Here is a 21,950-nt window from a genome sequence, read left to right as displayed (position 1 = left end):
ATCCAGATATGAAAAGACATATAAATATCTCATAAAATTAATAAATTACAAAAAAATTTTATTATATAAAAATATAATAAACCATAAATAATAATAAAATTAATAAATTTTAAAAATTTCATTATGTTAATTATAAAAGCTAAAATAAGAAAAAAAATAAATAAAAACAAAAATAAACAACTAAGAAATAAAAAAAAAATACCTGCTGTTATTTATGGAAAAAATAAAAAAAATATAAATATTAATATCAAAGAAAATATAATAAAAAATATTAAAAATAAAAATAATATATACAAAAAACAATTAATTATAAAAATAAATGATATTGAAGAAACAGTTCGTATACAATCTATACAACAACACCCATATAAAGAAAACATCATACATATTGATTTTTTATACACGAAATAATCTATTTCATATAAAATAATTAAAAATCAAAAATAGATAAAAAAAAGAAAAAAACTTATTTCAAATAAGGATTATTAAGTTTTTCTTCACCTAATGTTGAAGAATTACCATGACCAGGAATAAAAACAACATCATCCCCCAATAAAAATAATTTATTTTTAATTGAAAATATTAATTTATGATAATTACTTCCAGGAAAATCACTACGTCCAATCGAATTTTTAAATATAACATCACCAGAAAATAAATATTTATTAATTTTATTAAAAAAAACAATATGACCTGGAGTATGTCCTGGACAATGTAATACATCAAAAGAGATATTACCTAAATTTATAATATCACCATCTTTTAACCAATAATTAGGCAAAAAAGAGGAACAAAAATTAAAATTAAATATTTTACTTTGTAATGATAACATATTAAATAAAAATTTATCACTAATATTAGGACCATATATAGGTATAGAATAATAAGAAGAGGCAAGCTTTGCTACACCTACATGATCTATATGACCATGAGTTAAAAATATCTTAGTAATATTAACCATACATTTATTAATTAAATTTTTTATCTTTTCTAGTTCAGCACCAGGGTCCAATAAAGCAGCTTCTAAAGTTTTACTACACCATATTAAAACACAATTTGTAGAAAAAACAGTAGTTGTTAATATTGAATATCTCATATAATTCATATTAAAATAAATTAATAAATATATTCCAATTTAATAATTAAATTAATTTTTAATTATTAAATAAAAAAATAAAAAATTAAATAATATAAAAATACTATTAATCATTTTTTGCAGCTTTAAAAGCTTCAGTCATAACATTTGAAAAATTAGAAGATCCAGCATGTTTTTTATTATGAATACCATCTATATCTTTTTTATCATCAATAAAAATAAATAAATTAATCAAACGATATTTTTTATCAAAACTAATAATTTTAACTTTTATTACATCATTAATCTTTAATGTATCAAATAAATTAATATTTATATTTGAAAGATCAATATTATTCAATAAACCATTAACACCCTGAGATAAATTGACTATTACATTTTTATTATTTTTAGAAAAAATAATTCCATGTACTACAGAACCTATTTTATTAATAAGTAAATAATTATGTATAGGGTCTTCTTTAAATTGTTTAATACCTAAAGAAATACGTTCACGTTCAATATCTATTTGTAATAAAACTGAAGAAATTTCTTCTCCTTTTTTATATTTTAAAATATCATCCTTTCCTGATGTATCCCATGATATATCAGATAAATGAATTAAACCATCTATATTATTTTCTAAACCTATAAAAATACCAAAATCAGTAATGGATTTTATTTTACCTTTAACTACCTCACCTTTTTTATACTTTTTTGCAAAAGCCTCCCATGGATTATTTTTACATTGTTTTAATCCCAGTGATATACGTCTTTTTTTAAGATCTATATTTAAAACCATAACTTCTAAAACATCACCAACATTTACAAGTTTAGATGGATGAAAATTCCTATTTGTCCAATCCATTTCAGAAACATGTACTAAACCTTCAACACCTTCTCTAATTTCAACAAAACATCCATAATCGGTAATATTGGTAACTTTACCATACAATCTAGTTTTCTCAGGATATAATTCAGATATAGAAATCCATGGATCCTGACTTAATTGTTTTAATCCTAAAGATACTCTAGAAGTACTACGATCAAATTTTAATATTTTTACTATAAATTCATCACCAATATTAACTATTTCACTTGGATGTTTAACTCTTCTCCAAGACATATCAGTAATATGTAATAGACCATCAACACCTCCTAAATCAATAAAAGCACCATAATCAGTCAAATTCTTTACAATACCTTTAATATCCATACCTTCATAAAGACTTTCTAATAAATTATTTCTTTCAATAATATTAAAAGATTCAATAACAGCCTTTCTTGAAACAACTACATTATTACGTTTCTTATCTAATTTAATTACTTTAAATTCTAATGTTTTACCTTCTAAATAAGTAGTATCCCTTATAGGACGAATATCTACCAAAGAACCAGGTAAAAATGCACGTATATTTTCTAATTCAACAGTAAAACCACCTTTAACTCTACCACTTATTATTCCAGTAACTATTTCAGAATTATTATAAATTTTTTCAAGCATTAACCAAATTTCATGACGTTTAGCTTTTTCCCTAGATAATATAGTTTCTCCAAAACCATCTTCTATTGCATCCAATACAACATCAATTTTTTCTCCTATTTCTATTTTAACATCACCAGAAGAATTTTTAAATTGTTCTAATGGTATAGCAGATTCTGATTTCAATCCAGCATCAACTAATACAATATCTTTTTCTATAGAAATAACAATTCCCTGTATAATAGAACCAGGACGAATATTTATTTGCTTAAATGATTTTTCAAAAAGTTCAGAAAAGGATTCAATCATACAAATACATCTTATTAATTCATAAATGATAACAATATTTTATATCCTATAAAATAACCATTAATTTTTATACCTTATACTTATCCATAAATACAAGAATTAACAAATAATCTAAAAAATTAATAAAATCCAAAACTACATTAGTGTAATTTTTTATACACATATTGCATTACATTGTCAATCACTTGTTCTATTGATAATAACGTTGAATCTATTATAAACATATCATTAGAACAATACAAAGGAGCATAAAAACGATTACAATCACGATCATCACGATCTTTCATCAAATACTTTAAACTATTAAAACTAACATAAATATTATTTTTTTGCAATTGTAGCATACGACGTTTTACACGAATATTAATATTAGAATCAATAAAAATTTTTATATTAGCGTCTGGAAATACTATAGTACCCATATCACGACCATCAGCTACTAAACCTGGAAGCTTTCTAAAAAAATAATGATAAGGCAATAATAACTTACGAACAAAATAATAAACAGATAGCTTAGAAGCAATATTATCAATTTCAGATGTATAAATTTGATTAAATATATTGTTATCTTTTAAAAAATAAAAGAATACATCCTTATAAATAAATATATTTAGATATCTTATCAACAAATTATAATCTTGATAAATATATTTTTCTATTTTATTCTTTTTTAAAAAAAAAGCAAAACTCCTATAAATTAATCCTGAACTAAGTATATTCCATCCTAATATTTTTGAAACAATTTTACAAATAGTGCTTTTACCAGATGCAGACGGACCATCAATTGTTATTACAGGAACAAATTTATTTATCATTATAAATACTATTAAAAATTATAATTATTTAATAATTATAAAAATAAAATAAAAAAATAAAAATATCTTAATGTATTCATTAATAATATAAATTAAACAATCTTAAAAATGAAATATTAAATAAATTTAATTAATTACCAATTTTTTATTTAAAATTTATAAAGAAATTAGTCTAATTTCTTTATATAATTATCAAAAATAATATTATATATAGATGATCTAAAATTAACAACTAATTTATAATCATTTAAAAATACAAACCTGAAAATTTAAATTAAAGTGTAAATATATCATTTAATTTTATATAATAAATTATCTTTAATTTAATTTATCTCTGATATTTATGATGTCCACTCTAATTAATAAACCACTTTAATACTAATCCAAATATATACTAAGAAAAAACTGAAGGTACATTAAATACAAAATTATTTTTTAGTAACAAATAATAATTGAATATAAAATAAATATAATAATTAACATCTTTAATTAAATAACTATGTATAATAACTAAATTAGTTTAATATACTCAAACTTCTTTATGCACTAAAATAAATTAAGCTATAACTATAAATATTCATTTTTTTTTCGAAAGTACATAAAAAAAAATAATAAAATATAATAAACTTATCTGAAAAATTAAATTATTAATTAATTGATATAGCATATATTTTTAATTAAGATAATAATAAACAAAACTAAATTATCTATTTAATTTTAAATCACATATTAATATAATAAACTAAATATTATTAAAATTAAATATAACATTAATTAATTTAACTAAATAAAGTATTTACCTTAACAAAAAACAAAATATGAATTATAAATACTGTTGCTATAAACAATAAATATATATCACTAAATAAATTCATAGTTATAGCAATAAAACAACTACTTAAAACACTATTATAAAAATAATATTTTATAGTAAAATAATATATTAAATAAACATATTAAATTAAATTCAAATTTTTTTTAGCCATATTATAAAATTATTTATTTCTATGTAAGATTAATATAATAGAATAATCAAAACTATTATAATTATCTAAATTTAATCTTACCTAATATAATACTTATTTTAGTAAAATCGAATAATTAGAACTAAAATTATATATTTTATTATTTTTATTTTCGAATGATTTTAAAAAATAATAAAATAAAAAAAAATTAATATAAATAAACAAACTTTTTAAATATTCAGATACTTATCAGCATCTAATGCTGCCATACAACCAGTTGCAGCTGACGTTACTGCTTGTCGATATACCCTGTCTATAACATCACCAGCAGCAAAAACACCACTAATACTAGTTTCCGTATAAAAACCATATAAACCAGATTTAACCTTAATATAACCATCTTCTAAAATTAATTGTTTTGAAAAAATCTTAGTATTAGGAATATATCCAATAGCTATAAATACACAAGAAATATCTAATTTTAAATCATTATTATTTTCTTTAGATGAATGGATTAAAATACCATTAACACCATTGTCATTACCTAATATTTCATATAAAATATAATTAAAATAAACCGTAACTTTACCTTCTTTTATTTTAATATTTAAACGATCTAATAAAATCTTTTCAGCAGTAAAATAATTTCTACGATGAATCAAATATACATGATTACATATATTTGATAAATATAAAACCTCTTCTATAGCAACATTACCACCACCTATCACAGCAACTTTTTCTCCTTTATAAAAAAAACCATCACATGTTGCACAACTAGAAACACCCTTACCTAAAAAGCGTTTTTCAGATGATATACCTATAGAACGAGGATTGGCTCCAGTAGCTACAATAACAGAATCAGCAATATATGATTGGTAATCTCCTTGCAAAAAAAAAGGTTTAGAAGAAAAATCAACTGAACTTATATGATCATAAATAATTTCAACATTAAATCTTTTTACATGATCATGCATATTATTCATTAAATCAGTTCCTGATATTGGATTAATTATACCAGGCCAATTTTCAATATTATTTGTTGTTGTCAATTGACCACCTTTATTTAAACCAGTAATAATTATAGGATTTAAATTTGCTCTAGATGAATATAAAGCAGCAGTATATCCAGCCGGTCCTGACCCTAAAATTATTAATTTACTATATTTTGACATAAGATATATCCTATAAAATATTTCTCTAAATAAAAATATAAAAAAATAAATACAAAAAATCAAAAAAATAAATAAAACATTAAAAAATAAAACTTTTAATTTTAAATAAATTACTAAAATTTATAATTAAAATAAAATATTATTTCAGTAAAAAATAAATATTAAAAAATAAAAAATTTAAAAAATTATTATTGAACAATAAATAGATATCCATATAATAACCTCATATACAAAAAATAATAAATAAAAAATTAAAAAATTAAAAAATATATAAATATAAAGAAATAAATTAATTTATAATAAATATAAAATTATTTATTTCAAACAAAATATAAAAATAATTAAAAATATGATAGATTTAAAAAAACTAAAAAAAAATAAAGAATTATTCAAAAAGAAATTAAATAAAAGAGGGTTTATACTTGATGTAAATAAATTAATTACATTAGAAAAAAAAAGAAAAAAATTGCAAAAAGAAACAGAAAATCTACAACACGAACATAATATAATATCAAAAAAAAAAAAAATTAATCAAAAATTTATATTTAATATTAAAAAAATTAAAAAAAATAATATAAAAATAAAATTAAATAAAATAAAATTAAATAAAATAAAAAATAAAATAACAAAATTATTAATAAAAATACCAAATTTACCAGCAGATGATATCCCAATAGGAAAATTAAACAAAGAAATAACAAAATGGGGGAATAAACCAAAAATAAAATATAAAATATTAGATCATATAAAATTAGGAGAATTTAATAATTGGTTTGATATAAAAAAAGCAAATAAAATATCAGGATCTAGATTTGTAATTATAAAAGGTAAACTAGCAAAATTACATAGAGCATTAAGCCAATTTATGTTAAATTTACATATAAATGAACATGGATATAAAGAAATATATGTACCATATTTAACAAATAATAATTGTTTATATGGAACAGGACAACTACCTAAATTCGATAAAGATTTATTTCACATAAAAAAAATAAATGAAATAAAAATATCAAAAAAATATACTTTAATACCAACAGGTGAAGTACCATTAACAAATTTATATAGAGAAACTATCTTAGAAAAAAAAAAACTACCAATAAAACTAACAACACATACACCTTGTTTTCGTCTAGAAGCAGGATCATATGGAAAAAAAAATAAAGGACTAATTAGAACTCATCAATTTGATAAAGTTGAACTAGTACAAATTGTAGAATCAAATAAATCTAACTCAGCACTAGAAGAAATAACTTCACATGCTGAAAAAATATTAAAAATGTTGATTTTACCATATAGAAAAGTACTATTATGTAGTAAAGAAATGGGTTTCTGTGCTACAAAAACCTATGATTTAGAAGTTTGGTTTCCAAGTAATAATACCTATTGCGAAGTTTCATCATGTTCTAACATGTTAGATTTTCAAGCAAGAAGAATAAAAACTAGATACAAAAATAAATTTAAAAAAATAGAATTTGTTCATACACTAAATGCATCAGGTTTAGCTATAGGAAGAACACTAGCGGCTATTATGGAAAATTATCAACAAAAAGATAAAAGTATTAAAATACCTGACGTACTTAAACCTTATATGAATTACATAAATTTTATTGATTAATAACAAATTAAACAAAATAAAAAATAAATTATTTATATAATTAGGAAAAAAAATGTCAAAAGAAAAAAACATTGAAATGCAAGGTATAGTAATTAATACATTACCTAATACTATGTTCAAAGTAAAATTAGAAAATGAACATATAATAACAGCTCATATATCAGGTAAAATGAGAAAAAATTATATAAGAATATTAACAGGCGACAAAGTTATAGTGGAACTAACACCATATGATTTATCGAAAGGTAGAATAATATTTAGAAATAGATAAAGATTTTATTAAACTAAAATAAATTATAATAAAAAATCTTATATTAAAAATATAAAAATAAATATCTTTTATTTTATATATTATTCATTTTTTTTTAATTAATTCATTAATACCATAAATGGAACCTAAAACATTTGTGGTATCTAATGGCATCATAACTATTTTACTATTATTAGATTCACCAATTTTTTTAATGGCACTTATATATTTTTGAGCGATGAAATAATTAATTGCCTGTAAATCACCCTTTAGGATTGCTTCAGATACCATTTTAGTAGCTGTTGCTTCAGCTGAAGCTGCTCTTTCACGAGCTTCAGCTTGCAAAAATGCAGCTTGTTTTTCACCTTCAGCTTTCAATATCTGAGATTGTTTATTACCTTCCGCCTTTAAAATAGCTGCTTGACTAATTCCTTCAGCAGCTAAAATATCAGCTCGCTTAGTCCTCTCAGCTTTCATTTGTGTATTCATAGCTTTAACCAATTCTGCTGGAGGTTTAACATCTCTAATTTCTATACGAGTAATTTTTACACCCCAGGGATTTGTAGCTTGATCAATTATATGTAATAACCTAGTATTAATGTTATCTCTTTGAGATAACATTTCATCTAATTCCATTGAACCTAAAACAGTTCTAATATTTGTCATAGCAAGATTTATTATTGAACGTTCTAAATTACTAACCTCATATGCAGCTTTTGCAGCATCAATAACTTGAATAAAACAAATAGCATCTATTGTAACATTAGCATTATCCTTAGATATGATTTCCTGTGATGGTATATCTAATACTTGTTCCATCATATTAATTCTCCTGCCAATCCTATCTACAAATGGTATTAATAAATTTAAACCAGGATTAAAAATTTTAATATAACGACCAAATCTCTCAACAGTCCATTTAAACCCTTGAGGAGTAATCTTAATAATAGAACAAAAAATAACTAATATAAAAAAACATAAAAAAAATATAAACATAAACATAAATAATATCATCCTAAAATATTTAATAAAAAAAAAATGAATCAATAAAAATTCTTATTAAAAAATATAAAAAACAAAAAATTGTGAATCTTAACAGAAAAAGAAATTAAAAAATTTTTATAAAACTTCCAAAAAAAATCTGAAAAAATAATTACTAAAAAACCAATAAAAATACTACCTAATATATCAATAGGCCAATGTAATCCTAAATAAATACGAGACCAAGAAATAAAAAAAGACATTAACAAAAATAATATACCACATTTAAACAACCGTAATTTTATAAGTATAAAAGAAAAAGTAAATGCAACAGAACCATGATGACTAGGATATGATTGATTGAATGCATGTTCAACAAAATAACAATACCCAAAATTTTCAAAAACAGGTCTATTAGATGGATAAATCTTACCAAAAATCAAAGAATAAAATAAAGAATAAATTATCCCAAGTATAGACTTTAAAACCAATTCATGTTTAAAATAAACATTAAATTCATTAACAAAAAACCAATTATAAATTACAAATATAGGTATAGAGTATATTATATATTTTGCAAGAAAAATAGACAAATTTATCAATAAAAAAGAAGAACTAGGAGTAGCATTAATATATAAAAATATTTCCTTATTAAAACTGAACATATAATATAAATTAAAACCTCATAAACATTCTATTTTATTAATTTAAACTTAATTATATTAAAGTACCTAACATAATATACCTTTTAATAAATTAAAATATGTAACAAAATAATTACAAATAATTAAAATATCATCTTTAACTATATAATCACATTAATTAAATATGTATAAAAAAATTTAATAAAATACCATAAATAAATAAAAATATTAACTACATCAAAAAACCTAAAAAAAAATATAATTTAATAAATAAATATTATTAAATAAAATTTAAAAATAAAAACATTTTAATTATAAAATTTTAAAAAATAAAAACAATAATATATTATATCTTAAAAATTTATTTTTAACAAAAAAATTTTATAAAAAAAATAATAACCTATTATATGTAATAATCAAATATAAAATTATTAAAATAATTTTATTTAATATTAAATTTAAAAAAAAATAAATTTTACATATTAGGGAAAACAATTAATGAACTAATATAAAAATAAATTATAAATATATAAAAAAATAAATATAAATACATTATAAAATGATATATAACGTCAAAAATAAAATTATAAATTTAACAATATCACAATAATAAACAAACATTATAACAAAAAAATTTAATCATAAAATATGATATAATAAAATTAATCTGATACGGTGAGTAGCGCAGCTTGGTAGCGCAACTGGTTTGGGACCAGTGGGTCGGAGGTTCAAATCCTCCCTCGCCGAAAAAAAATATATTATCATAATATATAAAATAGTTATCAACAAATTACTAACAATTATTAAACAATTATTGATAAGTTATTAACAAGTTATTAACAATTATTGATAAGTTATTAACAATTATTGATAAGTTATTAACAAGTTATTAACAATAATTGATAAGTTATTAACAATTATTGATAAGTTATTAACAAGTTATTAACAGGTTATTAACAATTAATATGAATAACAAGAGTATATAGCTTAAACAAAAACAAAAGTTATTAACAATAAATGATATATAATAATAATAATAATAATAATAATAATAATAATAATAATAATAATAATATATATATTAATAATATGTATGTAGTATTAGAAATATATTTAAAATTAAAAAAATAAAAAATGATTAAAAATAAATTCGATATAATTGTAATTGGAGGAGGACATGCAGGAATAGAAGCTGCATTATCATCATCTAAAATGCAATGTTTAACATTATTAATAACTATAAATAAAAATAAAATAGGAACTCTTTCATGTAATCCATCTATAGGTGGTATAGGAAAAGGACATTTAGTAAAAGAAATAGATGCTTTAGGAGGTATAATGGGATATACCACTGATAATGCTGGAATAAATTTTAAAACTTTAAATTCCAGCAAAGGTTATGCTGTAAGAGCAACAAGAGCACAAGTAGATAGATATATATATAAAAAAAATATAATAAAAAAATTAAATAAAGAAAAAAAACTAACTATCATAAAAGGAATTGTAAAAAAATTAATTATAAAAAATTATTCCGTTAAGGGAATAATAATGGAAAATGATACAAAATTTTTTTCTAAATCAGTAATAATAACAACTGGAACATTTTTAAACGGTAAAATTCATATAGGAAATTATAGTTATAATGCAGGTAGATTTGGAGAAAAATCATCTATTCTTTTAGCAAAATATTTAAAAAGTTTATCCTTTAATACTAAAAGATTAAAAACAGGTACTCCACCACGTATTGAAAAAAAATCAATTGATTTTAATAAATTAAAAATGGAAAAAGGTGATTCTCCTATACCATTTTTTTCCTTTATGAATGACAAAAAAAAAGAAATCCAACAAATTCCATGTTATATAACTAAAACTAATGAAAAAACACATGAAATTATAAAAAATAATATACACAAAAGTTCCATTTATAATGGAAATATTAACAGTTTAGGACCTAGATATTGTCCATCAATAGAAGATAAAGTAATTAAATTCTATAATAAAAAATCTCATCAAATATATTTAGAACTTGAAGGATTTGATAGTAATCTTGTTTATCCTAATGGGATATCAACAAGTTTACCAAATAACATTCAATTAGATATGATTCGTTCTATAAAAGGTTTGGAAAAAGCAAATATAATTTATGATGGATATGCAATTGAATATGATTTTTTTGATCCAATTGATTTAAAACCAAATTTAGAAAATAAAAATATAAAAGGATTATTTTTAGCAGGTCAGATAAACGGAACTACTGGATATGAAGAAGCAGCTGCTCAAGGTATATTAGCTGGAATTAATTCTGCACTATATATATTAAAAATGAAACCATGGATTCCTAAACGTAGTCAATCTTATATAGGAGTTATGGTTGATGATTTATGTACAAGTGGAATTACTGAACCATATAGAATGTTTACTTCTCGTGCTGAATATCGTCTTCTTTTAAGAGAAGATAATGCTGATTTAAGATTGACTAATATTGGTAAAAAATTTGGTCTAATAAATGAAAAAAGATGGATTAAATTTAATAAGAAATTAAAAAACATAGAATTAGAAAAACAAAAATTTAAAAATACAATAATTCCATTTAATTCAAATATTGAAAATCAACTTAAAATTAAAATAAAAGAAAACACTACTATAGAAAAATTATTAAAAAGACCAAATATAACTATTAACCAATTATGCAATTTAAAAGAAATAAACTTCAAGATAAATAATATAAAAGCAGCTGAACAAGTTGAAATTCAAATAAAATATAAAGGATATCTTCTTAGACAGGAAAAAGAAATAGCACGACAATTAAATAGTGAAAAAATTTTAATTCCTAATAATATTGAATATGATAAAATGCCGGGTTTATCAAATGAAATAATTTTTAAATTTAAAAAATATAAACCTTATTCAATAGGACAAGCATCCCGTATTTCTGGTATAACACCAGCTGCAATATCTGTCTTATTAATTTATCTTAAAAAATTTAAATTTATCTAAAATTTTAAAATATATAAATAATAATTTATAATATATTTCATTAAAATATATTTTATTTGAACATTTTAGAAAAAATTATCTTGCATTTTTTTTTTATTTTTTTAAGATTAAATAAATAATATTTATATATTTTTTACATAAATTGAAATAATGTATTATAATATGATTGATAAAAAAAAATTAATTTCACAAGATTATATAAATCATCATTTAAAATATCTTCAACTTGATTTGCGTTCATTTAAATTAATATCTTCTAGTGTAAATTCATCTAATTTTTGGATATTTAACATTGATAGTTATTTTTTTTCTTTTTTTTTAGGAATTTTATTTATATTATTTTTTAAATTTGTTATAAATAATAGTTTTAATAATAAATTTCCTAATAAGTTACAAATAATTATTGAAATTATTGTTAAATTTATTCAAACTAATATTAATTCTATTTATATTGGTAAAAAAGAATTAATTGCTCCACTTTCATTAACTATATTAAGTTGGATATTTTTAATGAATTTTATGGATTTGTTACCTGTAGATTTATTACCATTATTTTTTAAATTATTTTTTAAAATAAATTATTTAAGAGCTGTTCCTACAAGTGATATTAATGTAACTTTAGCTATTTCTCTTGTTGTATTTTCATTAATAATTTATTCTAAAATAAAATATCAGGGATTTATTTTTTTTATTAAACAATTATTTTTACATCCATTTAATAATCCTTTATTTATATTGATTAATTTGTTGTTAGAAATTACTACTCTGTTATCTATTCCAATGTCTTTAAGTTTGCGGCTTTTAGGTAATATATATTCTGGTGAATTAATTTTTATTTTAATTTCTGGATTTGTTCCATGGTGGATACAATGGATATTAAGTGTACCTTGGGCTATTTTTCACATTTTAATAATTTTTTTGCAATCTTTTATTTTTATGATACTAACTATAGTTTATTTATCGATGTCTTTAAAAAAAAATTAAATTTTATAAAAACTGAATTTATAAATAAGGATTAATATGGAAAATTTAACTATACATTATATTTCTGCAGCAATTATTATAGGATTCGCTTCTATAAGCGCTGCTATTGGTATTGCTATTTTAGGTAATAAATTTCTTGAAGGATCTGCTAGACAACCAGATCTAGTTCCTTTATTACGTAATCAATTTTTTATAATTATGGGTTTAATAGATGCGATACCTATGATTTCTGTAGGATTATCATTATATTTAATATTTTCAGCTTCTAAATAACAAATATTTATTAAAAAAATATTAATAGGTTAAATTATATGAATATTAATTCAACATTATTTGGAGAAATAATTTCTTTTTTATTATTTATTTTTTTTTGTATGAAATATATATGGCCTCCTATAATTGATTCTATAAATAAACGTGAAAAAAAAATATATAACGCTATATTGTCTGTTGATAAAGCTAAAATTGAATTATCTAAAATTAAAATGCAAACTATAAATGAAATAAATGAAACTAAAAAAACTTGTAAACTAATACTTGATCAAACAAATAAAGATAAAATAGACATCTTAGAAGAAACAAAATTAGAAATAATTAAAGAACAAAAAAAAATAATTAAAGAATCATATTTAAAAATTGAAAATGAATATGAAATTACAAAAGAAAAATTACGTAAAGAAACTGTATTATTAGTAATATATTGTTTAGAAAAAATTTTAAATCAATCTATGGATGCTAATATTAATAAAAAAATTGTTAATAAATTTATTTCATCTTTAAAAAAATATGATATTTATGCGTAATTATATTACTTTATCTAAAATATATGCAAATGCAATTTTTTCATATTCTTTAAAAAACAAATGTACATTATATTGGCATAATATGTTAAAGTTAACAACAAATATAATAAATAATAATAAAATGAATAGTTTTTTTTTAAATCATCATTCTACTAAAGAACAATTTGATGTTTTAATTAATTTATTAGATAATTATATTAGTTTTGATTTTAAAAATTTTATTAAAATAGTATTATATAATCGTGGTTTAATAATTATACCTTATATATTTAAACAATTTGTAAAATTACACGATCAATATAAAAATAATATAATAGTTAATATAGAATCAGCATATAAATTAAATAAATCTCAATTATTTAATATTAGGAAAATTATTAGTAAAAAAATTACTGGTAATATTAAAATAAATTGTAAAATTAACAGGTTTATATTTGCCGGAATAATTATAAATATTGAAAATTTAATATTAGATGGAAGTTTATTAAACAAATTAAATATCTTAAAAAAAGGTATGCTTTAGAGAATAAAAATGCAGATATTAAATTTTACAGAAATTAGTGAAATAATAAAAAAACGTATTTCAAATTTAAATATTAATAATGAAGAATATGATAAAGGTATTATTGTATCTATTTATGATGGAATTATTCGTATACATGGTTTGTATAATGTTATGTATGGAGAAATTCTTGAAATAGATAATTCATATTCTATGATTTTAAGTTTAGAATTTGATTCAGTATATGCTGTTGTTATAGGAGATTATAAACATTTAAAAGAAGGAATGAAAGTTAAATCTACTGGAAAACTTTTAGAAGTTCCAGTTGGTAATAATCTTCTAGGAAGAGTGTTAAATGGTTTTGGAGAAGCTATAGATGGTAAAGGTTCTATTATAAGTGATATATATTTACCTGTAGAAAAACAAGCTCCTGGAATTTTTGATCGTTATAAAATAAATGAATCTTTACATACTGGTTATAAATCTATTGATTCAATGATACCTATTGGAAAAGGACAAAGAGAATTAATTATAGGTGATAGACAAACTGGTAAGACTTCATTAGCTATAGATATTATAATTAATCAAAAGTCATTAAATGTTAAATGTATATATGTTGCAATTGGGCAAAAAATATCTAGTGTAATAAATATTGTTAGTTGTTTAAAAAAATATGATGCATTAAGTAACACAATTATAATATCTGCTACAGCTGCTGAATCAGCAATTTTACAATATTTAGCACCATATACTGGTTGTACCATGGGTGAATATTTCAGAGATTGTGGAGAAGATGTATTAATTGTTTATGATGATCTGTCTAAACAAGCTATTGCATATAGACAAATATCATTATTATTACGTAGACCTCCAGGTAGAGAAGCTTTTCCTGGAGATGTATTTTATTTACATGCTCGTTTATTAGAAAGATCTGCTAAAGTAAATTCTAATTATGTTGAAAATTTTACTAAGGGTAAAATAAAAAATAAAACTGGATCATTAACTGCTCTACCTATAATTGAAACTCAATCTGGTGATATATCATCTTTTATACCGACTAATGTTATTTCAATAACTGATGGACAAATTTATTTAGAAACAGATTTATTTAATTCAGGTATTAGACCAGCAATTAATCCAGGTTTATCAGTATCACGTGTAGGTTCATCAGCACAAACTGATATTATTAAAAAATTATCTTTTGGTATACGTGCTTCATTAGCACAGTATAGAGAATTGTATAGTTTTTCTCAATTTTCAAGTGATTTAGATTTATCAACTCGGGAAATATTATCTAATGGTGAAAAAATTATAGAATTAATGAAACAAAAACAATATGATTTAATGTCAATAGCACATCAATCTATAATATTATTTTTAATTAATTATAATTTTATTAGTGATATTCCATTAAATAAAATAATATTATTTACACAAAAATTGTTAAAATATTTTGAAAAACATCATAATAAATTACTAAAAAAAATTAATGTTTATATGAAATTTGATTTAAAAATAAAGAATGAAATCACTAATATTGTAACATTATTTAAAAGTATAGAATATTAATAAAGTAATTATTTTTTATAAAACGTCGTTTTTAAAATTAAGGTTCATTATTTTTTATGAATAATTTAAAAATAATAAATAATAAAATATCTGCTATTCAAAAAACAAAACAAATTACCAGAGCAATGGAAATGGTTGCAATTACTAAAATTATTAAAATAAAAAGAAGAATTAATAATATAAATCCATTTATTAATAATATATATAATATAATTAATGTTATTACTATGAAAAATTTTGAATATAGTCAATTATATTCGATGAAAAGAAAAATTAAACGTGTTGTTTTTTTTATTATTTCTTCTGATAGAGGTTTATGTGGTAATCTAAATTTAAAACTTTTTGATAAAATATTATTGAAAATTCAATATCTATTAAAAAAAAATATTGAAATTGATTTAATAATAATTGGTAACAAAGGTTATCTTTATTTTGCTAAATTAGGATTTAATATTATTGATTATTTGATTAATATTAATCATAATTTATTATTATCTGATTTAACTAATATTACTAATATTTTGATTGATTTATATGTTAATAAAAAAATAGATAGATTATATCTAGCATATAATAAGTTTAAAAATAATATGTGTTATATACCCTTACTAAATACTATTTTACCATTATCTTTAGATATTAAATTATATAATGATTTATATCATAAATGGAATTATATATATGAATTTAGAATAGAAAAAATTTTGAATGATCTAATATTTAAATATGTTAAATCAAATATTTTTTGTTCAATTTTAAAAAATATGTTGAGTGAACAGTCATCTCGTGCTTTAGTTATGAAAAATGCTACAGACAACAGTATCAATTTTATAAAAAAATTAAGATTAATTTATAATAATATTAGGCAAAATAAAATAACACAAGAATTAACGGAAATAGTTTCAGGTTCTTCATTTATTGTTATTTATTTTTTTTATTTTTAGGAGTTTGAATGGTAATTGGTAAAATTGTTCAAATTATTGGTGCAGTTATTGATGTTGAATTTTCTAAAGAATATATTCCAACAATTTATAATGCTTTAAAACTTAAAAAATTAAATTTATTTTTAGAAGTACAACAGCATTTAGGGAATGGAATAGTAAGAACAGTTGCTATGGGATCTTCTTATGGTATTCGTAGGGGTTTAAAGGTTATAGATCTTGGTAAACCTATACAAGTACCTGTAGGTAAAATTACTTTAGGTAAAATAATGAATGTATTAGGTGAATTTATATATTCTAACGATAAAAATATTAATAATACTAATAAAAATATAGAATATCGTTCTATTCATAATTTTTCTTCTAATTATAAGGAATTGGTTAGTTCTATAGATATTTTGGAAACTGGTATAAAAATAATTGATTTAATATGTCCGGTATCGAAGGGAAGTAAAGTTGGGTTATTTGGTGGTGCTGGTGTTGGTAAAACTGTTAATATGATGGAATTAATTAGAAATATTGCTATTGAACATTCTGGTTATTCAGTTTTTACTGGTGTAGGTGAGCGTATTAGAGAAGGTCATGATTTTTATTATGAAATGAAAGATTGTAATGTTTTAGATAAAGTATCTTTAATTTATGGTCAAATGAATGAACCACCAGGTAATCGTTTTAGAGTTGCTTTATCTGGTTTAACTATAGCTGAAAAATTTCGTGATGATGGTAATGATGTTTTATTTTTTATAGATAATATTTATAGATATACACTAGCTGGAACTGAAATTTCTGCTTTATTAGGTCGTATGCCTTCAGCAGTTGGTTATCAATCAACTTTATCTGAAGAAATGGGTATTTTACAAGAACGTATATGTTCTACAAAAAATGGTTCCATAACTTCTATTCAAGCTATTTATGTTCCAGCAGATGATTTAACTGATCCATCTCCTGCTACTACTTTTACTCATCTTGACACTATTATTACTTTAGATAGAGAAATTGCTTCTTTAGGTATATATCCTGCCGTAAATCCTTTACATTCAAGTAGTAGGCAATTAGATCCGTTAGTAGTTGGTCATAAACATTATAATATTGCAGTTGGTGTTAAATCTATATTACAGAGATATCATGATTTAAAAGATATTATAGCTATTTTAGGTATGGATGAATTATCTGAACATGATAAGTTAGTAGTTTCTAGAGCTAGAAAAATACAAAGATTTTTTTCTCAACCATTTCATGTTTCTAAAATATTTACTGGTATTTCTGGTAGATACGTTCCTTTAAAAAAAACAATTGAAGGATTTAAAGATATATTAGATGGTAATTTAGATAATATACCAGAATCTTGTTTTTATATGGTAGGTTCTATAAAAGAAGTTAAAAATAAATTTAAAAATATTAATTGTTAATTAAGTTTTTATTATGTTAAGTTTAAATATATTTAGTTTTGAAAATAATTTATCTTTTTATAATATATTGAAAATATATGTAATGTCTTTTTATGGTGAGTTATGTATATATCCAAATCATTCTCCTTTATTAGGATATATTAAATCAGGTATTGTTTTATATAATGATAAAAAGCAATTTTTTATTTCGCAAAGTTTTTTTGAAATTAAAAATAATATTGTAACTGTATTTTCCGATGTAATTGATTATGATTTTAGTATTAATATATTTTCTATAAAAATTTTTTGTAAATAAATTCAATTTAATAATTTTATTAACATGTATATTTTTATTTTAAGCTTTTTATTAAATAAAATAAATGTATTATTTTATTTTTTTATTAATTATATTATAAATGTATTTGATAAATATATTGGGAATATTTATTTATGAATATGTATTTAAAAAGTTTAAATAGAGTAGTTGCTTTAGGAGGTGGACATGGTTTAGGAAGAGTTATGGTTTCTTTATCTCATTTAGGTTCTAGATTGACAGGCATAGTGGTTACAAGTGATAATGGTGGATCTTCTGGTAGAATTAGACAATCTGAAGGCGGTATTGCATGGGGTGATTTAAGAAATTGTCTTAATCAATTAATAAATAAATCTAATGTTATTTCAAATATATTTAACTACAGATTTAAAGGTATAGGTGATTTGTCTGGTCATAATTTAGGTAATTTAATATTAAAAGCATTAGATAATCTTAGTATTAGACCCTTAGAGGTTATAAATATAATTAGAAATTTATTTAAAATAGAATCTTTTTTGATACCAATGACTGAAAAAGCTGTAGATTTAGTAGCAATTGATAAAAACGATATATTGATTTATGGAGAAACTGCTATTGATATTTTAAAATTACCTCCTAAATATTTAAAATTATATCCTGATGTATCTTCTACAATTGAAGGATTAAAATTTATTAATAAAGCTGATTTAATTTTAATCGGTCCTGGTAGTTTTTATACTAGCTTAATCCCAATTTTATTAGTAAAAGAAATAGCTTTATCTTTAAGTAATACAAAAGCTATTGTAGTTTTTATTGATAATTTATCTAATGAAATTAGTCTTGCAGCTTCTAGTTTAACTGTTTTTGAAAAGATATTAATAATGGAAAAATATATTGGTGGAAAAATGATAGATGCTTTGATTGTTACTCCTGATACTAATATAAAAGGTGTAGAAAATCGTTTGATTATTAGAGATTTTTTAGGAGATGTTAATATGCCATATCATCATGATATTATTCTTTTGAATAAGGCTTTAGATAAAATTATTAAGTTAAAAAATTATTAAGTTAATATTTTTTTTTCATATATTTTAAAAAATCTGTATTTATATCTAAAATAATTATATTTGTTTTATTTTTATTAAGTATATTTTTATATGCTTTTAAACTTCTTATAAAGTAATAAAATTCTGGATCTTTTTTAATATTTTTAATAATTATTTTATTTGCTTGGATTTCTCCTTCATTTTTTATAAGAATAGCTTTTTTTTTTGCTTCATATAATTTTTTTATTGTTTGATTATTTTCATATGATTTTATTTTTATTGCTTTTATTTTTCCAGATATATTCTCATTTTTTATTAATTTTTTTTGATTAATTTCCATATTTTTATATATTAAATTGTATATTTTTTTTGTAAATTCTATTTTATTTATTTTTACATTTATTATTTTTATTCCTAAATTTTTATAATGTTTTATATTTTTTTTATTAAAAATATCAATTTCTGATTTTGGTGTTTTTGAATTTATTTTTTTTATTATTTCTATTTGTTTAATTATTTTAATACAATATAGTTTATTTTTTTTATTATTGTTTTTTTTAAATTTTATCTTGTTTATTTTGTTTAATATATTTTTTTTTAGTTTAAATTTAATTAAATCTAAAATTTGTTTTTCATTTTTTTTTGTGTTTTTATAATAGTTATATGGATTTATTATTTTCCATTTTATGTAAAAATTTATGGATATATCGTATTTATTTTTATCGTTATTAATATTATTTATATTACCATTTGTTATTTGAATAAGAGTATTATTTTTTTTAACATATTCTATAAATGGAATTTTAAAATATATACCTGGGTTATATATTGTGTTTTTTTCTTCTTTATTTATTATTTTATTATAATTTAGTTTTATACCTTGCTCTTCTTCTTTTATTACAAAAATAGATAAATAAATAGTTATTAATATAATTAAACTTATTAGTGAAAAAATAATTTTTTTTTTCATTTTATTTATCCCTAATTTTACGATTATTAATACGAGATATATTATAAGATCTTTGATTTATTGTATTATTTAGTGTATTATTTTTTTTATTTTTGATATTATTTTTTTTATTTTTGATATTATTTTTTTTATTTTTGATATTATTTTTTTTATTTTTGATATTATTTTTTTTATTTTTGATATGTAATATAAATATATTTTTATTATTGCTTATAACATTAGATGTTTTCTTTAATATTTTTTCCATTGTTTCAATATATATTTTTTTTTTTTCTATCTTGGGTGATATTTTATATATTGATAGAATTTTGTTAAAATTTATCATATCTTTTTCTGCTTTATTGATAATATTATTTTTATATATTTTTGATTTATTTATAATATCTATAATTTTATAATTTGTTTTTATTTTTAATTTATTTGCGTAATTTATTGCATTATTTATACATATTTTTTTATTTTTTCTAGCTATTTTAGTATCATTAAATAGTTTTTTTATTCTCTCAGGAGGTTGAATATATTTAAAATTAATTTTTTCTATTTTAATACCTATATTTTCTTTTATAAAAAAAATTTTTATTTTGTTTGAAATTGAATTTTTTATTGTATTATTATTTACAGATAATATTTTTTTAGTGTTATAATTTGTTATTGTTTTTAGTAAAATTGATTCTATAGAGTTTTTTATATAATTATTTATGTTTTTTATTGTGTATAGGTATTTTTTGGGATTTATTATTTTATATTTTGTAATAATTTTTATATTTATTATATTCTTATCAGAAGTTATTTCTGTTTTTGAAATACCTATTTTATATATTTTTGATTTATCAAATATTAATATTTTATCTATTGGTGTTATTTTCCAATGTATTCCGTAATTTATTAATTTGTTAAATTTACCTAATCTAATTAATACTCCTTTTTCATTTTTTTTAATTATATAAAATCCATTAATTATCCATATACTTAATATTAATATTACTATAGTTTTTATTATTTTATTTTTGTTAATATTAATTTTATTTTTTATATATTTGAGAAATAATAATATATTGTTTTCTTCGTTATTAAGAATATTTTTTTTATTTTTTTTATTTTTCCATGGATTTTTATCACTTAAATATTTCCATGTCATATTTA

The 21,950-nt window shown here is 20.0% G+C and carries 21 protein-coding genes and 1 tRNA gene; 14 read left to right on the top strand and 8 right to left on the bottom strand.

The annotated features are described in order from the left end of the window. Positions 1-123: 123 nt before the first annotated feature. Positions 124-411 (top strand): 50S ribosomal protein L25, encoded by a 288-nt coding sequence (gene rplY / locus C9I82_RS01475; RefSeq protein ID WP_115956085.1) that lies wholly within the window; start codon positions 124-126, stop codon positions 409-411. Between the two features lie 55 nt (positions 412-466). Here the strand turns inward: rplY and C9I82_RS01470 are convergent, their stop codons facing one another. The 4 genes from C9I82_RS01470 to trxB all read right to left on the bottom strand — a co-directional run bounded on the left by C9I82_RS01470 (position 467) and on the right by trxB (position 5,822). Beyond that, complete coding sequence (locus C9I82_RS01470) at positions 467-1,096, bottom strand: MBL fold metallo-hydrolase (RefSeq protein ID WP_115956250.1); 630 nt, start codon at positions 1,094-1,096, stop codon at positions 467-469. A 106-nt stretch (positions 1,097-1,202) separates the two neighbouring features. After that, positions 1,203-2,867: a 30S ribosomal protein S1 gene (gene rpsA / locus C9I82_RS01465; RefSeq protein WP_115956084.1), complete on the bottom strand. Its 1,665-nt coding sequence runs from the start codon at positions 2,865-2,867 to the stop codon at positions 1,203-1,205. Positions 2,868-3,007: 140 nt separating this feature from the next. Further along, a complete protein-coding gene (gene cmk, locus C9I82_RS01460; protein WP_115956083.1) occupies positions 3,008-3,682 on the bottom strand; it encodes a (d)CMP kinase in 675 nt (224 codons plus the stop codon). Between the two features lie 1,195 nt (positions 3,683-4,877). Beyond that, positions 4,878-5,822, bottom strand: coding sequence for a thioredoxin-disulfide reductase (gene trxB, locus C9I82_RS01455; protein ID WP_115956082.1), 945 nt, complete (start codon positions 5,820-5,822; stop codon positions 4,878-4,880). A gap of 349 nt (positions 5,823-6,171) precedes the next feature. On the opposite strand from trxB, the gene serS reads away from it, so the two are divergent. Beyond that, a complete protein-coding gene (serS, locus tag C9I82_RS01450) occupies positions 6,172-7,440 on the top strand; it encodes a serine--tRNA ligase (RefSeq protein ID WP_115956081.1) in 1,269 nt (422 codons plus the stop codon). Between the two features lie 52 nt (positions 7,441-7,492). After that, the gene (gene infA / locus C9I82_RS01445; RefSeq protein ID WP_115956080.1) at positions 7,493-7,711 is read left to right on the top strand and encodes a translation initiation factor IF-1; all 219 of its coding nucleotides are present in this window, start codon (positions 7,493-7,495) and stop codon (positions 7,709-7,711) included. A gap of 84 nt (positions 7,712-7,795) precedes the next feature. On the opposite strand, the gene C9I82_RS01440 is transcribed toward infA, so the two are convergent. Then, positions 7,796-8,692, bottom strand: coding sequence for an SPFH domain-containing protein (locus C9I82_RS01440; RefSeq protein WP_115956079.1), 897 nt, complete (start codon positions 8,690-8,692; stop codon positions 7,796-7,798). Positions 8,693-8,733: 41 nt separating this feature from the next. Further along, positions 8,734-9,336: a phosphatase PAP2 family protein gene (locus C9I82_RS01435; protein ID WP_115956078.1), complete on the bottom strand. Its 603-nt coding sequence runs from the start codon at positions 9,334-9,336 to the stop codon at positions 8,734-8,736. 652 nt (positions 9,337-9,988) lie between these two features. On the opposite strand from C9I82_RS01435, the gene C9I82_RS01430 reads away from it, so the two are divergent. The 11 genes from C9I82_RS01430 to C9I82_RS01380 all read left to right on the top strand — a co-directional run bounded on the left by C9I82_RS01430 (position 9,989) and on the right by C9I82_RS01380 (position 19,858). Next, a tRNA-Pro gene (locus tag C9I82_RS01430) sits at positions 9,989-10,062 on the top strand. 387 nt (positions 10,063-10,449) lie between these two features. Continuing rightward, on the top strand, positions 10,450-12,312 hold the full coding sequence (gene mnmG, locus C9I82_RS01425) for a tRNA uridine-5-carboxymethylaminomethyl(34) synthesis enzyme MnmG (RefSeq protein WP_115956077.1): 1,863 nt from the start codon (positions 10,450-10,452) through the stop codon (positions 12,310-12,312). A gap of 162 nt (positions 12,313-12,474) precedes the next feature. Next, entirely contained in the window at positions 12,475-13,296 is an 822-nt protein-coding gene (gene atpB / locus C9I82_RS01420) for a F0F1 ATP synthase subunit A (protein ID WP_115956249.1), read from the top strand. A gap of 36 nt (positions 13,297-13,332) precedes the next feature. Beyond that, positions 13,333-13,569, top strand: a complete 237-nt coding sequence (gene atpE, locus C9I82_RS01415) for a F0F1 ATP synthase subunit C (RefSeq protein ID WP_115956076.1) — start codon at positions 13,333-13,335, stop codon at positions 13,567-13,569. Positions 13,570-13,607: 38 nt separating this feature from the next. Then, positions 13,608-14,099, top strand: coding sequence for a F0F1 ATP synthase subunit B (atpF, locus tag C9I82_RS01410; protein ID WP_115956075.1), 492 nt, complete (start codon positions 13,608-13,610; stop codon positions 14,097-14,099). Next, positions 14,092-14,622, top strand: a complete 531-nt coding sequence (locus C9I82_RS01405; protein ID WP_162859729.1) for a F0F1 ATP synthase subunit delta — start codon at positions 14,092-14,094, stop codon at positions 14,620-14,622. The genes atpF and C9I82_RS01405 overlap by 8 nt, the downstream gene beginning before the upstream one ends. Positions 14,623-14,631: 9 nt before the next feature. After that, complete coding sequence (gene atpA / locus C9I82_RS01400) at positions 14,632-16,170, top strand: F0F1 ATP synthase subunit alpha (RefSeq protein ID WP_115956073.1); 1,539 nt, start codon at positions 14,632-14,634, stop codon at positions 16,168-16,170. 56 nt (positions 16,171-16,226) lie between these two features. Continuing rightward, positions 16,227-17,114, top strand: coding sequence for an ATP synthase F1 subunit gamma (gene atpG, locus C9I82_RS01395; RefSeq protein WP_115956072.1), 888 nt, complete (start codon positions 16,227-16,229; stop codon positions 17,112-17,114). A gap of 8 nt (positions 17,115-17,122) precedes the next feature. After that, on the top strand, positions 17,123-18,520 hold the full coding sequence (gene atpD, locus C9I82_RS01390) for a F0F1 ATP synthase subunit beta (protein ID WP_115956071.1): 1,398 nt from the start codon (positions 17,123-17,125) through the stop codon (positions 18,518-18,520). A 13-nt stretch (positions 18,521-18,533) separates the two neighbouring features. After that, positions 18,534-18,815 (top strand): hypothetical protein, encoded by a 282-nt coding sequence (locus C9I82_RS01385; RefSeq protein ID WP_115956070.1) that lies wholly within the window; start codon positions 18,534-18,536, stop codon positions 18,813-18,815. A 134-nt stretch (positions 18,816-18,949) separates the two neighbouring features. Beyond that, entirely contained in the window at positions 18,950-19,858 is a 909-nt protein-coding gene (locus C9I82_RS01380; protein WP_115956069.1) for a gluconeogenesis factor YvcK family protein, read from the top strand. Position 19,859: 1 nt separating this feature from the next. Here C9I82_RS01380 and hflC read toward each other — a convergent pair whose 3' ends face one another. Together hflC and hflK are read right to left on the bottom strand one after the other, a co-directional pair. Further along, positions 19,860-20,807 (bottom strand): protease modulator HflC, encoded by a 948-nt coding sequence (hflC, locus tag C9I82_RS01375; protein WP_115956068.1) that lies wholly within the window; start codon positions 20,805-20,807, stop codon positions 19,860-19,862. Between the two features lies 1 nt (position 20,808). Further along, positions 20,809-21,945, bottom strand: a complete 1,137-nt coding sequence (hflK, locus tag C9I82_RS01370; RefSeq protein ID WP_115956067.1) for an FtsH protease activity modulator HflK — start codon at positions 21,943-21,945, stop codon at positions 20,809-20,811. Between the last annotated feature and the right edge of the window lie 5 nt (positions 21,946-21,950).

It is taken from the genome of Candidatus Purcelliella pentastirinorum, assembly GCF_003391335.1.
In the GTDB taxonomy this organism is placed as follows: Bacteria; Pseudomonadota; Gammaproteobacteria; order Enterobacterales; family Enterobacteriaceae; genus Purcelliella; species Purcelliella pentastirinorum.
This window is presented reverse-complemented; position numbering and strand designations above follow the sequence as displayed.

What these genes read in the sequence shown, in the direction of transcription:
- rplY (WP_115956085.1), top strand. Translation starts at nt 124, where the DNA reads ATGTTAATTATAAAAGCTAAAATAAGAAAAAAAATAAATAAAAACAAA.
- C9I82_RS01470 (WP_115956250.1), bottom strand. Translation starts at nt 1,096, where the DNA reads ATGAGATATTCAATATTAACAACTACTGTTTTTTCTACAAATTGTGTT.
- rpsA (WP_115956084.1), bottom strand. Translation starts at nt 2,867, where the DNA reads ATGATTGAATCCTTTTCTGAACTTTTTGAAAAATCATTTAAGCAAATA.
- cmk (WP_115956083.1), bottom strand. Translation starts at nt 3,682, where the DNA reads ATGATAAATAAATTTGTTCCTGTAATAACAATTGATGGTCCGTCTGCA.
- trxB (WP_115956082.1), bottom strand. Translation starts at nt 5,822, where the DNA reads ATGTCAAAATATAGTAAATTAATAATTTTAGGGTCAGGACCGGCTGGA.
- serS (WP_115956081.1), top strand. Translation starts at nt 6,172, where the DNA reads ATGATAGATTTAAAAAAACTAAAAAAAAATAAAGAATTATTCAAAAAG.
- infA (WP_115956080.1), top strand. Translation starts at nt 7,493, where the DNA reads ATGTCAAAAGAAAAAAACATTGAAATGCAAGGTATAGTAATTAATACA.
- C9I82_RS01440 (WP_115956079.1), bottom strand. Translation starts at nt 8,692, where the DNA reads ATGTTTATGTTTATATTTTTTTTATGTTTTTTTATATTAGTTATTTTT.
- C9I82_RS01435 (WP_115956078.1), bottom strand. Translation starts at nt 9,336, where the DNA reads ATGTTCAGTTTTAATAAGGAAATATTTTTATATATTAATGCTACTCCT.
- mnmG (WP_115956077.1), top strand. Translation starts at nt 10,450, where the DNA reads ATGATTAAAAATAAATTCGATATAATTGTAATTGGAGGAGGACATGCA.
- atpB (WP_115956249.1), top strand. Translation starts at nt 12,475, where the DNA reads ATGATTGATAAAAAAAAATTAATTTCACAAGATTATATAAATCATCAT.
- atpE (WP_115956076.1), top strand. Translation starts at nt 13,333, where the DNA reads ATGGAAAATTTAACTATACATTATATTTCTGCAGCAATTATTATAGGA.
- atpF (WP_115956075.1), top strand. Translation starts at nt 13,608, where the DNA reads ATGAATATTAATTCAACATTATTTGGAGAAATAATTTCTTTTTTATTA.
- C9I82_RS01405 (WP_162859729.1), top strand. Translation starts at nt 14,092, where the DNA reads ATGCGTAATTATATTACTTTATCTAAAATATATGCAAATGCAATTTTT.
- atpA (WP_115956073.1), top strand. Translation starts at nt 14,632, where the DNA reads ATGCAGATATTAAATTTTACAGAAATTAGTGAAATAATAAAAAAACGT.
- atpG (WP_115956072.1), top strand. Translation starts at nt 16,227, where the DNA reads ATGAATAATTTAAAAATAATAAATAATAAAATATCTGCTATTCAAAAA.
- atpD (WP_115956071.1), top strand. Translation starts at nt 17,123, where the DNA reads ATGGTAATTGGTAAAATTGTTCAAATTATTGGTGCAGTTATTGATGTT.
- C9I82_RS01385 (WP_115956070.1), top strand. Translation starts at nt 18,534, where the DNA reads ATGTTAAGTTTAAATATATTTAGTTTTGAAAATAATTTATCTTTTTAT.
- C9I82_RS01380 (WP_115956069.1), top strand. Translation starts at nt 18,950, where the DNA reads ATGAATATGTATTTAAAAAGTTTAAATAGAGTAGTTGCTTTAGGAGGT.
- hflC (WP_115956068.1), bottom strand. Translation starts at nt 20,807, where the DNA reads ATGAAAAAAAAAATTATTTTTTCACTAATAAGTTTAATTATATTAATA.
- hflK (WP_115956067.1), bottom strand. Translation starts at nt 21,945, where the DNA reads ATGACATGGAAATATTTAAGTGATAAAAATCCATGGAAAAATAAAAAA.